The sequence below is a fragment of the Flavobacterium sp. UBA4197 genome (assembly GCF_002379575.1).
In the GTDB taxonomy this organism is placed as follows: Bacteria; Bacteroidota; Bacteroidia; order Flavobacteriales; family Flavobacteriaceae; genus Flavobacterium; species Flavobacterium inviolabile.
In genome coordinates, this window is the sequence record NZ_DFUB01000031.1 from 88,295 (window position 1) to 102,710 (window position 14,416).

Genomic DNA, 14,416 nt, shown 5'->3' on the forward strand with positions numbered 1-14,416 from the left:
ATAATAAAATTTGCGCAAAGATATGCTTTTGATTTTTTAATTAACATCTAAGGTTGAAAACGCCGAATTCAAACTGATAAACTCCGGGACAATTGTTTTCATCTGCATTACAATTTTTGACATCTCATGTCCCTCTTCAGCTAATTGAATTAATATATTTATTGCCTGAGAAATATCTTCAAACGTATCGGTTACTTCAACTGCTACCATGATTTTTTCATGATGGGTTGGCAATGTCTTTGAAGAATCATTCAACAACTCTTCATATAATTTCTCACCGGGACGTAAACCTACAATTTCAATTTTGATGTCCTTGTCCGGCTGTAAACCTGCCATTCTGATCATTTTACGGGCCAGATCGATAATTTTTACCGGTTTTCCCATATCGAAAATATAAATCTCACCGCCACTACCCATTGCTCCGGCTTCCAATACTAATTGACAGGCTTCCGGAATGGTCATAAAATAACGGATGATTTTAGGATGTGTTATTGTTATTGGTCCGCCATTTGCTATTTGCTGTTTAAACAAAGGCACTACAGAACCATTAGATCCTAATACATTTCCAAATCGGGTTGTAATAAATTTAGTCTCCTGTATTCCATTATTATGCAAATGATAATTAAGCGTCTGCACATATTTCTCTGCAATACGCTTACTGGCTCCCATAACATTACTTGGATTTACAGCTTTATCTGTGGAAACCATCACAAACTTTGACGTTTTGTATGCTACCGACAAGTCTGCCAGATTCCGGGTTCCCATAACATTCGTATACACAGCCTGAATAGGATGATCTTCCATCATAGGAACGTGTTTATAGGCAGCCGCATGAAATACGATATCGGGATTATGTTTCGAAAATATGGTTTCTATTTCCTTTCTGTTCCGGATATCGGCCACATAAGGAAAAATATTGGTTGCCGTCGTTTTCTTATTCAGTTCAAGAGTCAGATGATATAAAGGTGTCTCTGCCTGATCGATCAGAATAACTTTTTTAGGAGAAAACGCAATAACCTGATTAACAATCTCACTACCGATTGATCCCGCTGCTCCGGTAATTAAAACGGTTTTATTACTCAATTCATTTCCAATTGAGGTATTGTCCAACTGAATCGGTTTTCTTTCCAAAAGGTCTTCAATCTGAATTGATTTTACTTTTTTAGAGATGTCTTTCGCGTCAGACCAGTCGGCAACTACAGGAATGGTATATACCTTAAATCCATATTCCAGACATTCATCGATAAGCTCCATCATCTGGTCTTCCTTCAAACTGTTTGTTGCAATTATTAAAGCATTCGCACCAACCGAACGCAGGAGCACCGGAATCTTTTTCTTAACGATAAAAATGGGTAAATCTAAAATCCTTTTCGTAGTATTGGATCGGTCAGAATCTATAAAACCTAACAGTTTAAATCTGGCCGGGCGCTCTGATCGTAACGCATTGGCTAATGCCGTTGCATTGAATCCATCACCATAAATCAGCGCTCTTTCCAGTTTATTGTTTTTAGATTCTGTAAGATAGTGTTCAAAGAATTGTTTTATCACAATACGGTATAAAAACAATCCCATAAATGAGATAATGATATTGATGAACAAACGGGTATTCAGGAATAATTTATCGCCTATTGCCTGTTCAAAATATACATTTATAAAAAACATTACCAGAAAAGTAGACGATTGCGCAAAAAACAAGCGAATACCGTCTATAAAAGTGGAGTGCCTTATAATTCCGGAATAAGTACGGAATAACCAAAAGAAGAAAATCGTAACCGAGAAGTAAACACTTACAACGTATATAAATTTGTCTTTATTTAATACTAACTTAAACTGAATACCAAGTCCGTCCAAAAGAAAGTAACTCATTATGGACGCAATAATCACTACAGAAATATCTATAAATAAGACAATCCATCTTGGCAAATAGCGCAAACTTTGCAAGGAAAAGTCATCTCTAAAGGTAGCTGAAGCCTGTTCCAAATTCGAATATAGCCTACGAAAAATACTATTTTTCAAGTTTAAATGTATTATTATTCATTATAAAAATAATTATCCTGATAAAACTAATATGTGAAAGAGTTTTTCAATTTTAACTGGAAGAACTTATCAAGAACCGTTCCAATTCTTTCCATTTCTACTCCTGTTAAATTTGATCCTGACGGCAAACACAATCCGTTTTTAAATAAATTCTCGGCAACCGTCTCTCCATAATATGGTGTTCCTTCAAAAACCGGTTGTAAATGCATTGGTTTCCAAAGCGGTCTGCTTTCAATATTGTTTTCTTCAAATAACAAACGTAAATCTTCAGCCGATTTTTCGCCGTGAATTTTCGGATCCAAATATATCGCGGTTAACCAATGATTCGAAAAATAATCCGAATTTGGCTCCTGTAATACGCTTACCCCTTCAATATTCCTGAAGTACGTCACATAGTATTGATTGACTTTTCTACGCAGTTGTACATGATCATCCAATACTTCCATCTGCCCTCTGCCAATTCCAGCACAAATATTACTCATTCTATAATTATATCCTATAACACTGTGCTGATAATGTGGTGCTTCATCTCTCGCCTGCGTTGCTAAAAATACGGCTTTCTTTTTTAGTTCGGCATTTTTAACGGCTAATGCTCCGCCACCTGAGGTTGTGATAATTTTATTTCCGTTAAAAGACAAGATACCAAACTCACCGAAAGTTCCGCAGGAAATGCCTTTATAAGTACTTCCCAATGCTTCTGCACTGTCTTCAATAACCGGAATATTATATTGCTGTGCTATTTTATTTATTTCATCAACTTTATACGGCATACCATATAAATGTACCGCAATAATCGCCTTAGGGGTTTTACCTAACGAGATTCTGTCGATAATTGCCTTTTCTAAAGCTACAGGGCACATATTCCAGGTATCCGGTTCGCTATCAATAAAAACGGGAGTCGCACCCTGATAAGCTATCGGGTTTGCTGATGCAGAAAAAGTCATTGACTGGCAAATCACTTCATCTCCCTGTCCTACTCCTAATAATATTAAAGACAAATGCAACGCTGCCGTACCGGAACTTAATGCCGCTACCTCAACATTGTTTGCTAAATAGGATTGTAATGAATTTTCAAAGCCTGTAACATTCGGTCCCAAAGGCGCTATCCAGTTACTTTCAAAAGCTTCATTTATATATTGTTGCTCTGTACCTCCCATGTGAGGTGAAGAAAGCCAAATCTTCGAATTCATTATCTAAAATTTTAATTTACAGCTTTTATTAAATGCAAAAGTAACTATTCTTTTTTCAATGTAAACAAATCGCAGCTATATATACAGAATAGTTTAGGGACTAAGTGGTATTTATCAGATACCAAATGATGTTGTAAATTTAACAAAAACGAAATAAAGTGTTAAATAATATTTTTACATCCCCAAAAAAGCTCCGTTTATAATAATACTCCAGATTCATTTTTACCTTATCCGGAAAAATTACCTCATCGTTATATTGTTTAGGGTTCTCCTTTTTCTTTAAAAGATTTTCCTCATCTGCATATTTAATACTTGCTTCACAGGTTACCCCCGGTTTTAATTGTAATATTTTTCGCTCTTCTCCTTCTAATTGATCATAATATCCCGGTAAATCGGGTCTCGGACCAACAAAACTCATTTCCCCAATTATTATATTAATCAATTGAGGTAATTCATCAAGCTTATATTTCCGAAGCGCAGCACATACCGGAGGAATAATTGCTCTATTTACATATTCGCCCGATACCGGATCTCTTAAGGCAATAGAACGCATCGTTCTGAATTTTATTATAGTAAAGGTTTTCCCGAACTGTCCGATTCTTTTTTGAAAAAAAAGTCCATTAGATTTAGTTTCAATTGCTGCTACAATCCAGATCATAACAATTAAACCTGAACAGACAATCAATAACAGAAAAGCTAAAAAGAAATCAAAAAGTCGCTTACTCACTACTCTATATTATTATAAAAACAAAGGGTTTGTTTTTCTGTTTATTAACATCACTCGCTACTGTATAAAACCAATTTCAATACAATCTAATAATCTTTATAATTCTTTCCCCGGATTTCCAACAACTACTGCACCTTCAGGAACATCTCTGATAATAACTGCTCCAGCACCAATAACTGCCCATTTACCTATATTTATTCCTTGAATAACAGCCGCCCCAATACCAATATGAACACCTTCCCCTACAACAACACCTCCAGCTAAAGCAGCATTTGGAGAAATATGAACAAAATCTCCTAATTCACAATCATGTTCAACTATAGCTCCCGAATTAACGATACAATGCTTTCCTATCGTTGCACCTGAATTAACAACAGCATTAGGCATTATTACTGTTCCCACTCCAATAACAGCATGCGGGGAAACTACCGCACTGGAATGAATAGCCTTAGCAAACTCAACATGTATTAAAGAAACGATTTTTTTCCTAATTACATTATCTCCAATGGATACTATAAAGATTTCATTTCCCAATTTTGTTAATTCCGAACTATTCAATACAGGTATCCCGCAAATTTGATCAGACTTCGGATTATCATCCAAAATCCCCTTTACTTTATATGCTTCTATAGAAGCAATAATATCTATAATGACTTTGCAATGTCCGCTACCACCGTATAAATACATATTAATTTCCTTTAAATGCTTCCATTGTCGCAACTCCTTCGGCAGAAATACCTTCTCTCACGACAACTTTTTTAACTGTTAAAAATATAATTTTCATATCGTTCATAAAGCTAATATTATTTACATAGAAAACATCATATTCAAATTTTTGCTGCCAACTGATTGCATTTCTACCATTAACCTGTGCCCAACCGGTTATTCCTGGCCGAACATCGTGACGTTGTTTTTGCATCTCGTTATACAATGGCAAATACGCCGGCAATAACGGTCGTGGCCCTATTAAGCTCATATCGCCTTTTAAAACATTGATCAGCTGAGGAATCTCATCGATAGATGTTTTACGCACAAAACTTCCAACTTTTGTTAAACGTTCCGAATCCGGTAATAAATTCCCATTAGCATCTTTCTTATCATTCATAGTCTTAAACTTAATGATTTTAAAAAATTTTTCCTTTTTCCCGGGTCTGACCTGAAAGAAAAAAGGTTTACCCTGATTAGCAAAATAGAGGCAAATCGTTACAACTACAAAAATGGGGAATAGTAGTATACAACCGAATAATGCAACGGTAAAATCAAAAAATCGTTTACAATAATTTTTATACATTATAATATCTTATTAAAAACCCCTATATACTTTTCAACTGCTATTTCTAATGAATAGTTATCTTTAGCAACTTCCAAAGCCCTGGTGGATTGCTTTAGAATCAGCGCAACATTTTGAGTATAACTTACGAAATCACGAGCTACAAATTTGTCAATTTTTTCCGGAAGTACATAACCAATATCCTCAGATTCGATCTTATCTTTCTGCCATCCGGGATGATTAATCAATATCGGTTTTCCTGCCGCCAAAGTATCAAAAAATTTATTGGCCGAATTGGCCCACAATTCTTTCACCGGTATCACAAAAGAACTTCCCATATTGCATTCATAATACAGTTGTGGCAACTCTTGTTTGGAAACCGGATCAAGTATAAAAACATTTTTATTCAAAACGCCCTCATCTAAAGCGAGCTGTGTGATCATTTCTTTTTCTGCCCCGGCACCAATTAATACAAAAACAACTGTCGGATCTATTGCTACTACTTCTTTGGCTAATTTCACAACATAACCTATTCCATTCACACGACCGAAAGTTCCGGCATATAAAACCGTAAATCGGGGTACAAACCCTATTTTTTCTTTCAATAATGATTTGTCCTGATTATAGCTGTTTTGAAAGCGTCTGATTTCAGAAATGTTCTCTATAATTTCAATAGGCTTCGTTTTAAATTGCGGATATCTATCGACAATGGATTTCTTCATATCAACCGATAGGGGAACAATTGCAGCTGCATTTTTATAAATTATTCTTTCCAGTTGGTACAATAGTTTCTGCAAATAAATATTTTTTATTGCTCCTATTGCAATAACAGCTTCCGGCCACACATCTCTTGCTTCAAAAACAAATGGTGTTTTAGTCATCCATTTTTTTATCAAAGCAGGAATACCTATAGACAAAGGTGTAGAAGTAGCTAAAACTAAATCGGTTTTTATTGCCAACAGCTTAAACGATGCAAACCAAAGAAATTGAAAAAAAACCAAAGCTCTTTTAAAATACGATAAGTGATTCCCATACGGCAAATAGATGTAATGTACTATTAAACCATCTTTTTGCAACTTTACCCAACGTTTTGCCTGATTATATTCCGGATCTGAAGTGGATGTCACTATTTCGATTTCATATCCCTTTTCTGCAAATCCAGTAGCCAGATCATAGGAACGTGTCCCTCCATTTTCACTTGGAAATTTAAAATATTGATGTAAGTATAAAATTTTCATGCTCTTTATGATTTCAATAAAAATTTCCGAATCCTTAAATAATTTGTCCCTAATAAATACTTAAACAGAATTAAACTTTTCCATTTCACAATCTGTCTTAAACGCGTTAACGAAATAGTTTTCAATAAATCTTCAACTTCCGTAACCTTTGTATTGTTATAAATTGCGAATCTTCCTATAGTGCGACAATTATCACTGATAAACTCTATTTTATTAGTAGGCTGTGATATGAATATCGATTCAATTCCTTTGTTAGCAAGTATATTTCCCATTTCCTTAGAAAAGGAACCGCCAGGAATCGATACATGTGTGGTTTTAGTCTTTAGCAAATCATTTAATATTTTAATTGAAACGGACCATTCCTCTTCCAATTCTACTAACGGCAATTTATTTAACATACCCGGATGTGTATGAGAATGCGCTCCTATAAAATGTCCTTCTTCATGCAGCGAAATCACCTGATCTGATGTTAAAAATCCTTTAGTATTAATAAATGCGGTGCTAATAAAGAAATATCCCTTAAAACCATATTCTTTTAAAATCGGTGCTATTATTGAATAAAAAGAAGACCCTCCATCATCAAAGGTGAGCATTATATTTTCTTTTAAAATATTTCTATCACTACAATATTTGGATATACTTTGAATTTGTTTTGCAAATTCCTCTTTTGAAATTTTATATTTATTGGCTGGTGATGTTTGAAAACCACTTTCCTGAACTGTATATTCATATACATCATGATACATTAAAGAAATCATTTTTCTCATCATTTAATATTATTATACACCTTCATTGACTCTTCTACCTTTAAGCAATGCTCCAATTTTTCTAACAGTATAAAATGCTGATTTGGCAAATGACTTGGCAGGAATAAGCCAGGGCAGGCTTGACGCAATAATTTTTGGTTTGACATAAGGCGTAGGACCGTACTTTTCTTTATAACGGCGCCCTCCACCGAATTCCATATATTTCACGCCCTTATCCTTCAACATTTCTATAGCACTCCACATGATTAATTCATTAGGACAGTAACTCTGTGCCGATTGGTAGCTTGCTCCTCCTGAAAAGAAACCATAATTACCAGCATAAGGAAAAAATGCTGAAGCCAAGCATTCTCCTTCAGGATTAACGGCATAAAGAGCAATCATATTCTCAGAAAAGGTATGCTGCAACATTGTCCTGGTTTGCTCCATAGAATGGGTAGGCGTTAAACCTTGTTTCTGAAAAACCTCTTTCAACTGTTTATAATATTCGTGAGCATATTCATTTACATCCGAAATTTCCTTTACTTCTACTCCCTTTTTTCTGGATTTATTAATTGAATAACGCACACTGCTGTAACTCATATTTTTATAAAGCTCTTCCTTATCTTTTGTAAGATCCAGCACATAACCTTTCTGCAATTCAATAGTAAAATTACGATGCAGGCACTCCGCAACTTCCAATTGCCAATCAGAAACCTGAAAATAACGACAGTGCTTGTTCTTAAACAACCATGCTATTAATTCTTCATAAATATCCAATCTTTGATTCACCGTTATCTCTTTCAACATTGATAAACCCTGATAAGATGTTGACCAACCCTCAAAAGGCGACGCCACTATCTGAACGCCTAACTTCTTTATTTTATGTCCATAAAAATAGCCGATCTCTTTATCTTTTTCGGATACAGAAACAACAAACGGAGCCACATTATAGAACTCCTTCAGAAAATTCGCCCAGTTTTTGGACTTAAATACAGTATGGTCATAGCATGAGGCCATTTTATCCCACAAAATATCGGGAGATGTAATAACTTCAAAAGTATATTTCATTATTTATTTGCTTTAAGTCGGTTATTATTAATGGATAAGGGTTTTAAAAATATATTGCATTTCAGCTAAAATTCTCGTTACATAAAACTTGAAACTGTACTGTCTCCAGTGCGTAAAATAAACCTGTGAGTACTTTTTACACAAGCCTAAGCTGCATAAAATACGGGGTACTTTTTTTTGTTTTTTTCTGCTTGCCGATAATGGCCGTAAACCTCTCAAATAAACAGCTTTTTCGTCTGCCAGGCTCATTTCATTTATGCTGCCGGATATTTCGAAACCAAATAAGGAATCTTCACCGATAGCAAAATGCGTATCAAATCTGGTTTTTCCGATAACAGATAACGGAATGAGTTTCGCGCATACTGTTGATAGAAAACTTCTGTAATTTATGATATTATATTTTTTACCCTGATTTTTTTTAAAACAACTGGAGAGATAATCATCTCCGAGCTTTTCATCTGTGTTTTCAACAAAGGTTTTGGTATTGGATACCACAATGACATCTGGTTGTGCCTTTTTTAAGCATTCTTCTACAAAAGACGGACTTAATCTGTCGTCATCATCCAAAAAGGCAACATACGATGTATTGCTGTTTGCGACATAATCAAGCGCTATATTTCTTGCATTTGATACCCCGGGGATATCTGTATAGAACAGCTTGTAATTAAAATTGTGCTTTTTCAGAGCTGACGCTATATTATCATAATAAGGCTCTCTTTCCCCATTTAAGACAACTACAACCTCAAATACAGAATTGCCGCAAGTCTGAACAGAAAGCGACTCGAAGCATTGATATATATAATCTCCGGGTTTATAGGTCGGAATAATAACAGAAACTAAATGCATCAGCTAAAAATTTGCTCGTAATTATAATTAACAATCTTGTTAGTAGTAGTCTTTTTCAAATGATCTATAGCCATAATTATCCCTTCCGATAAATCATTTACCGAATCTTTAGGAACAATGTATCCATTTACGCCATTATTGATGACCTCCGAAAAATCCACACAATTGGTTGCAACAACCGGGATTCCATAATATAATGCTTCTAAAACAACATTAGGAAAACCTTCTTTACGTGAAGACAATACAAACAAATCGGCATTTTTATAATACGGATAAGGATTCGATTGATGGCCTAATAAAAAAACATGATTTGTTAATTGATTATCTTTTATCATATCCAGCAATTGGGCTTTGTATCCCGTCTCATATCGCTCATCACCTAAAATATATAAACGGGTCGCTATATTGTGCTTTACCACTTCTTTCATAGCATGAATTAAAAGGTCAAATCCTTTTACAGAATATAAGGCTCCCGCAGCTACTACGTTATAATTCCCGCTAATAAATTCACCCGGAAAATACAGATCTCCACTTTCGTCTAATAACGATTGATCAACAATATTTCTGATTACTTTTATTTTTGTCAGTGGTACTTTGTAGTGTCTGGCAACATCTGTTTTCGAAAATTCGGTCTGAGCAATAATCAGGTCTGCATGCTTAAGAGTAAACGAATTAATCATACTGAGAACCGACGATTTTAATCCTCCATGTGACAACTCCGATGGTGGTACAGCAATACGAACAATCAACCTGGATTTAAGCCTGGACATCATACGTATGATCTGCAACAAATACGCAACAACAATGGATGTGGTAAAAATATAATGCGGATTAATATGCTTTAAATCTTTAGACAACAAACGATATGCATTTTTGGCATGGCTTTTATTGTATTGAATATATTTAATGTGTGGTTTCAAACTTTGAGGCTTAGGCTCAATGCTGGTATTCACAAAAAAGACATCGTATTTTTCAACAGAAAGAGAATGCATGATATTGATTTGCATTCTTTCGGCACCGCCACCCTGAGTAGAAGCCGCTACAAAAACGACTCTCTTTTTTTCCATAATAAGACCCTTTCTTTATTTTAATTTAATTTTTGATTTCGAGTATCAACCGCAAAAGCCCAGATAATCGTTATTAGATAAGTGCTTTCATTCGTATATCCCATAGAAAACAAACTGGTCACAAAAAACATGGCTGAAATGGTTGCCATCAATATTTTCTTGTCCTTGGGCAAAAGCGGATTTCTGATACATCTATAAGCCGCAAAAAATAAAAACAGATAGACAAAAAAACCGACTAATCCAAAATTAGAAAGTACCTCCAACCAATCATTATGGGCAAGGTGCCCGGAACCGCTCAGTTTCGTTGAACCTGCAAAGCCATAGCCAAACAGCACATTAAAAAAGTTTTCACTCTCATACCATCCATTGAAGATATTCATATAAATAATGTCTCTCCCGCTTGAATTTCCTTCTTTTATAGATTCCATTCGCTCCATAAAAAACTCATTGCTTTCAAACACTCCATATCCATAATACCCTATTACTGAAAGCCCTATAAACCCTAAAACAAATGCTCTGAGTCTTTTCTTTCTTTCCACAGCAAACAACTGGTAATAGATATAGAATAAAAGTCCGACAGCACCCACAATCATCGCTCCCCTTTTAGAACCGAGTATGACAAAATAAATGACCAACAGTATTGCGGCAAATGAGATTATTTTGCTCCTTTTAATAAGAAATACATACGGTATTAAACTAACAAAGGAATAGGCAATATTATTTACTACGTTTTCATCATCCATATTACTTTCTAAAAGGATTTTATATCTATTCGCATAAAACTGAGATATAATAATCGGTAAGATCAACAAAAAGAAATAGATCAGGTGTTTGGATTTCAGCGTACCGTTTTGTGCAAAATAATAAAAAGGATAAAAGGGTAGCATCGTGATAAGGATTCCTTTGAACATCCCAAAATGCAAGGAATAATCAGCTGTAAAAACAAAACCTACAATATTTAACCCCAACAATAACGTCCAAGCAGTATAAAATATATTTTTATTATCCCTTGAAAAAAGGCTTTTTATCAGATATGTTATACTAATAGCAAAAACTAATAACAAAACAAACTGAGATATAACACTCCCTGTTTCATACAAAGAACCTTGTGCGAAGTAAATTGCAAGAAGAAGGAACAATATATTTTGTATGTAAATCTGAACTTTCATGTTTTTATTTTTCCAATTGCTTGAATAAATCTTCTATCATCCATTGCTGCGGATTGAACGGAGATTGGTGCCAATTGAGTTCGCTATCCCAGTAGCCGGGACAAGGATCGTAACCTGCAGCTACAAAACCATAGCTGATTTCTACCACTAAAGGATTATTTTCTTCATCGAAAACAAAATCGTAACCAATAGACTGAGAATGTATCTTATCATTTATTTCAAAAGCTAATTTAACACATCGGATATCTATTTCATTCTGATCATAAATAATATGTCCGCTTCCTGATGCTCTGAAATCGTTTTCACGGGTCAGTCTTTTTATCGCAAAGGCTTTATCTCCAATAATAATTACCCGTATATCGGAATCATTATTGGGTATAAACTTCTGAAAATAGGCATATCCTTTTTCGTTACCAGTCATTCTGGCAAATTCAGTAGGGACAAAAAGACGACGAAAACCTTTCAACACCCCAAACAGGGTATCTCTTCCTGATTTATACCTATTGTATCGTTCCTTGAAATGTCCCCAACGGTTAAATTGTGAAAAGCCACGTCCAAACGCCTTGTTAATCAGCTTAACAGCCTCACTCCTATTCCTGACCAGTTTCACATTAGAAGAACCGGCACCGCCTCTGAGTTTAAATACTTTAGGATAATCAGTAGTCTCTGCCCATTTTAGAGCTTCCTTTTTATTATAGAACACATAACTTGGTACTAAAGGCGCTCCAATAGCTTCCAGCAAATATTTCTGCCCTACTTTGTCATCAAAATGCCATCCGGTATTGAAATCCGGAAACACTTTCTTTCCTGATAATTCTACTGAATACAACAATTGCTTTGCAAACAGCTTATCCCGATAATTACTCTGATCATGATGCCACATCAGAATATCACAATCTTCTATTTGCTTAATAATATCACTACTGTAGCAACTTACTATTTTATATGCAATACCGTTTTCTTTGCAATACCGGACCCATCTCTTGGAAAATCCGTCAGAATGTTCCTCATGATGTATAGCTATCTTGAACGTCATCATTTTTCTATTTTTTTTATAACTACAGCATAATTTCCACCAGCAACAGACATAGGCGGTATATCAGTATTTACAACACTATTGGCAGAAATAATACTTCCTTCACCAATTGTAACACCTGGTAAAATAATACAATTCGCTCCAATCCAGACATTGTTTTCAATTGTTATTGGTCTTCCTTCATCCTGTGTATTAATCCTGTTTTTAACATCCGAAAATGATGTTAAATGTCCATTCGCATCTATTATTTGTGTATTGGCAGCAATCAGGCAATTATTTCCGATCGTTATCTTTTTATAAGCATGGATACACGTTCCGTGAACCCGGGTATTATTCCCGATAATTATTACTGCTTCAGGTTTATCGGCAACCAGTTTACAAGGAGAATGCATGTTTAAATGGTATCCTTCATTCCTTGAATTTATAGTCACATTATCACCAATAATGATTTTAGCCGATTTCACTTTGGTAATAATGGGTTTATTAACAATCTGAGCGCTAACTCCTATTTCCACTCCTTTATTCTTAAGGTATTTTAAAAGATATATTTTCTTTAGAAAATAATACAGTCTGATTAATATCATTTTATTTTATTTTTATGACCTATATATTTATATAACAATCCTCCACCCATCAATCCTCTTGTAAAGGTTAGGTTTACTGACGCCCCGATTATTCCAAAATAAGAGATAAGCGGAAAACTCAGAACAAAGCCTAATAATGACGCAAAAACAGTATTTCTCATCACAATTTTATCCTCCCTCTTAATAATAAAATAGTTTACCCCAAAGATATCATACAGGCTGACAAAAAATATTCCCAAACACAGAATTACTAAGATTTCAAAGGAATCTTCCGATTTTATATTTAAGTAGAAAAAGATTAATTTAGAAAATATTATAGGGAGTAACGTAAGCGTTAAACCAGAAATCAACATCAGTTTTTTATAGCTCTCAAAGGCATTCTTATTTCTATTCAGGTAAGGAAAAAATACTCTGGATAAAATATTAATGAACATCACTCCTAAATCTATAATTCTCTTAATCGCATCATATAATCCCAGTGTCAAAGAATTTGCCATAATACCCAACATAAAAGTACTGGTATTATTATACAATGTTGGAAGAAATTGATTTGTAAAAACAGGATAGTTTACGATAAAAGCTTGCTTGATCATTTGCCTTTTAAGCATAAAAAACTTCAACTTATATTTTTTTACTAATATAAACTGCGCGATAATTCCTGAAACTATAAATCCTAAACTCTGCAATAAAGGATATACCCAGTAATCTTCTTTTTTTGTTATAAACAGAAAAACACCCAGTGTAAAAAACACCTTTATTCCTAAATTTAAAAAGGTAATATATTTCATCTTTTCAATGCCTTGAAAAAACCATTCCGGAAAAATAACATATCCAAAAAGCATTGGCATTGTCAAGAAAAATATTAATCTTTCCTTGTAAAAGGGTTCATATAGCAATACTATCAGACTTATAACAACAATGGATATCAGTAATAATATACCTTTAACAATTAGCACTTTGCTATAAATCAAATTTAATTTCTGAGGACTATTTTTAAAAACAGCCACATCTCTGGTTGCTGTAATTTTAAAACTATAATCTGTGATTGCTATAAAATAATTAATCAGCGAGGATGCTAATACAATGATTCCATAGTTTGAAAGTTCCAATACTCTTAAAACATACGGCAGCGTAATTAAAGGCAGGCACATTCCAATGATCTGCAAAGAAAACAATGAAATAAAGTTCTCCATCAGAACTTTCATTTCTTTATTTTTAGAAATCATTTTTATTTTTTCAATCATTTTATCCAATTCAAATATTCTTACTTTCGGCACTCTTTAAATTCATTTAATACTATCTAGCAATATTGAAAATCAAAAAAATCCGATTTTTCCAATCGATATATACTACAAATTCACTCTAACATAAAAAGAGTACCATGATTGCAGTAAATCTTTCAGGCTTCATTATTATTATCTTCCTGTCGAATCTACCT

At 34.2% G+C, this 14,416-nt stretch carries 14 protein-coding genes; all 14 read right to left on the minus strand.

The genetic code is table 11. From position 1 onward, the window contains the following. Nucleotides 1-36 precede the first annotated feature (36 nt). Nucleotides 37-1,866, minus strand: a complete 1,830-nt coding sequence (locus tag B3394_RS15720) for a polysaccharide biosynthesis protein (protein WP_286926875.1) — start codon at nt 1,864-1,866, stop codon at nt 37-39. Nucleotides 1,867-2,063: 197 nt separating this feature from the next. Next, the gene (locus B3394_RS15725; RefSeq protein ID WP_286926877.1) at nt 2,064-3,227 is read right to left on the minus strand and encodes a DegT/DnrJ/EryC1/StrS family aminotransferase; all 1,164 of its coding nucleotides are present in this window, start codon (nt 3,225-3,227) and stop codon (nt 2,064-2,066) included. Between the two features lie 139 nt (nt 3,228-3,366). After that, nucleotides 3,367-3,954, minus strand: a complete 588-nt coding sequence (locus B3394_RS15730; RefSeq protein ID WP_286926879.1) for a sugar transferase — start codon at nt 3,952-3,954, stop codon at nt 3,367-3,369. A 96-nt stretch (nt 3,955-4,050) separates the two neighbouring features. Then, a complete protein-coding gene (locus B3394_RS15735) occupies nt 4,051-4,641 on the minus strand; it encodes an acetyltransferase (RefSeq protein ID WP_286926881.1) in 591 nt (196 codons plus the stop codon). A gap of 1 nt (nt 4,642) precedes the next feature. Further along, nucleotides 4,643-5,245: a sugar transferase gene (locus tag B3394_RS15740; protein ID WP_286926883.1), complete on the minus strand. Its 603-nt coding sequence runs from the start codon at nt 5,243-5,245 to the stop codon at nt 4,643-4,645. Next, nucleotides 5,245-6,462, minus strand: a complete 1,218-nt coding sequence (locus tag B3394_RS15745; protein WP_286926884.1) for a glycosyltransferase family 4 protein — start codon at nt 6,460-6,462, stop codon at nt 5,245-5,247. Before B3394_RS15745 ends, B3394_RS15740 begins: the two co-directional genes overlap by 1 nt. A gap of 5 nt (nt 6,463-6,467) precedes the next feature. Beyond that, complete coding sequence (locus tag B3394_RS15750) at nt 6,468-7,232, minus strand: polysaccharide deacetylase family protein (protein WP_177732584.1); 765 nt, start codon at nt 7,230-7,232, stop codon at nt 6,468-6,470. 9 nt (nt 7,233-7,241) lie between these two features. Next, the gene (locus tag B3394_RS15755; RefSeq protein WP_177732581.1) at nt 7,242-8,276 is read right to left on the minus strand and encodes a GNAT family N-acetyltransferase; all 1,035 of its coding nucleotides are present in this window, start codon (nt 8,274-8,276) and stop codon (nt 7,242-7,244) included. A 27-nt stretch (nt 8,277-8,303) separates the two neighbouring features. Further along, a complete protein-coding gene (locus B3394_RS15760) occupies nt 8,304-9,122 on the minus strand; it encodes a glycosyltransferase family A protein (protein WP_286926887.1) in 819 nt (272 codons plus the stop codon). Beyond that, nucleotides 9,122-10,189 (minus strand): glycosyltransferase, encoded by a 1,068-nt coding sequence (locus tag B3394_RS15765; RefSeq protein ID WP_286926889.1) that lies wholly within the window; start codon nt 10,187-10,189, stop codon nt 9,122-9,124. Before B3394_RS15765 ends, B3394_RS15760 begins: the two co-directional genes overlap by 1 nt. Before the next feature lie 20 nt (nt 10,190-10,209). Next, nucleotides 10,210-11,358 carry an O-antigen ligase family protein gene (locus B3394_RS15770; RefSeq protein WP_286926891.1) on the minus strand — a complete coding sequence of 383 codons (1,149 nt, stop codon included), beginning with the start codon at nt 11,356-11,358 and terminating at the stop codon, nt 10,210-10,212. A gap of 4 nt (nt 11,359-11,362) precedes the next feature. Next, nucleotides 11,363-12,397, minus strand: coding sequence for an ATP-grasp domain-containing protein (locus B3394_RS15775; protein WP_286926893.1), 1,035 nt, complete (start codon nt 12,395-12,397; stop codon nt 11,363-11,365). Continuing rightward, nucleotides 12,394-12,978 carry an acyltransferase gene (locus B3394_RS15780; RefSeq protein WP_286926895.1) on the minus strand — a complete coding sequence of 195 codons (585 nt, stop codon included), beginning with the start codon at nt 12,976-12,978 and terminating at the stop codon, nt 12,394-12,396. Before B3394_RS15780 ends, B3394_RS15775 begins: the two co-directional genes overlap by 4 nt. Further along, the gene (locus tag B3394_RS15785; protein ID WP_286926898.1) at nt 12,975-14,255 is read right to left on the minus strand and encodes an oligosaccharide flippase family protein; all 1,281 of its coding nucleotides are present in this window, start codon (nt 14,253-14,255) and stop codon (nt 12,975-12,977) included. The genes B3394_RS15780 and B3394_RS15785 overlap by 4 nt, the downstream gene beginning before the upstream one ends. Nucleotides 14,256-14,416 lie beyond the last annotated feature (161 nt).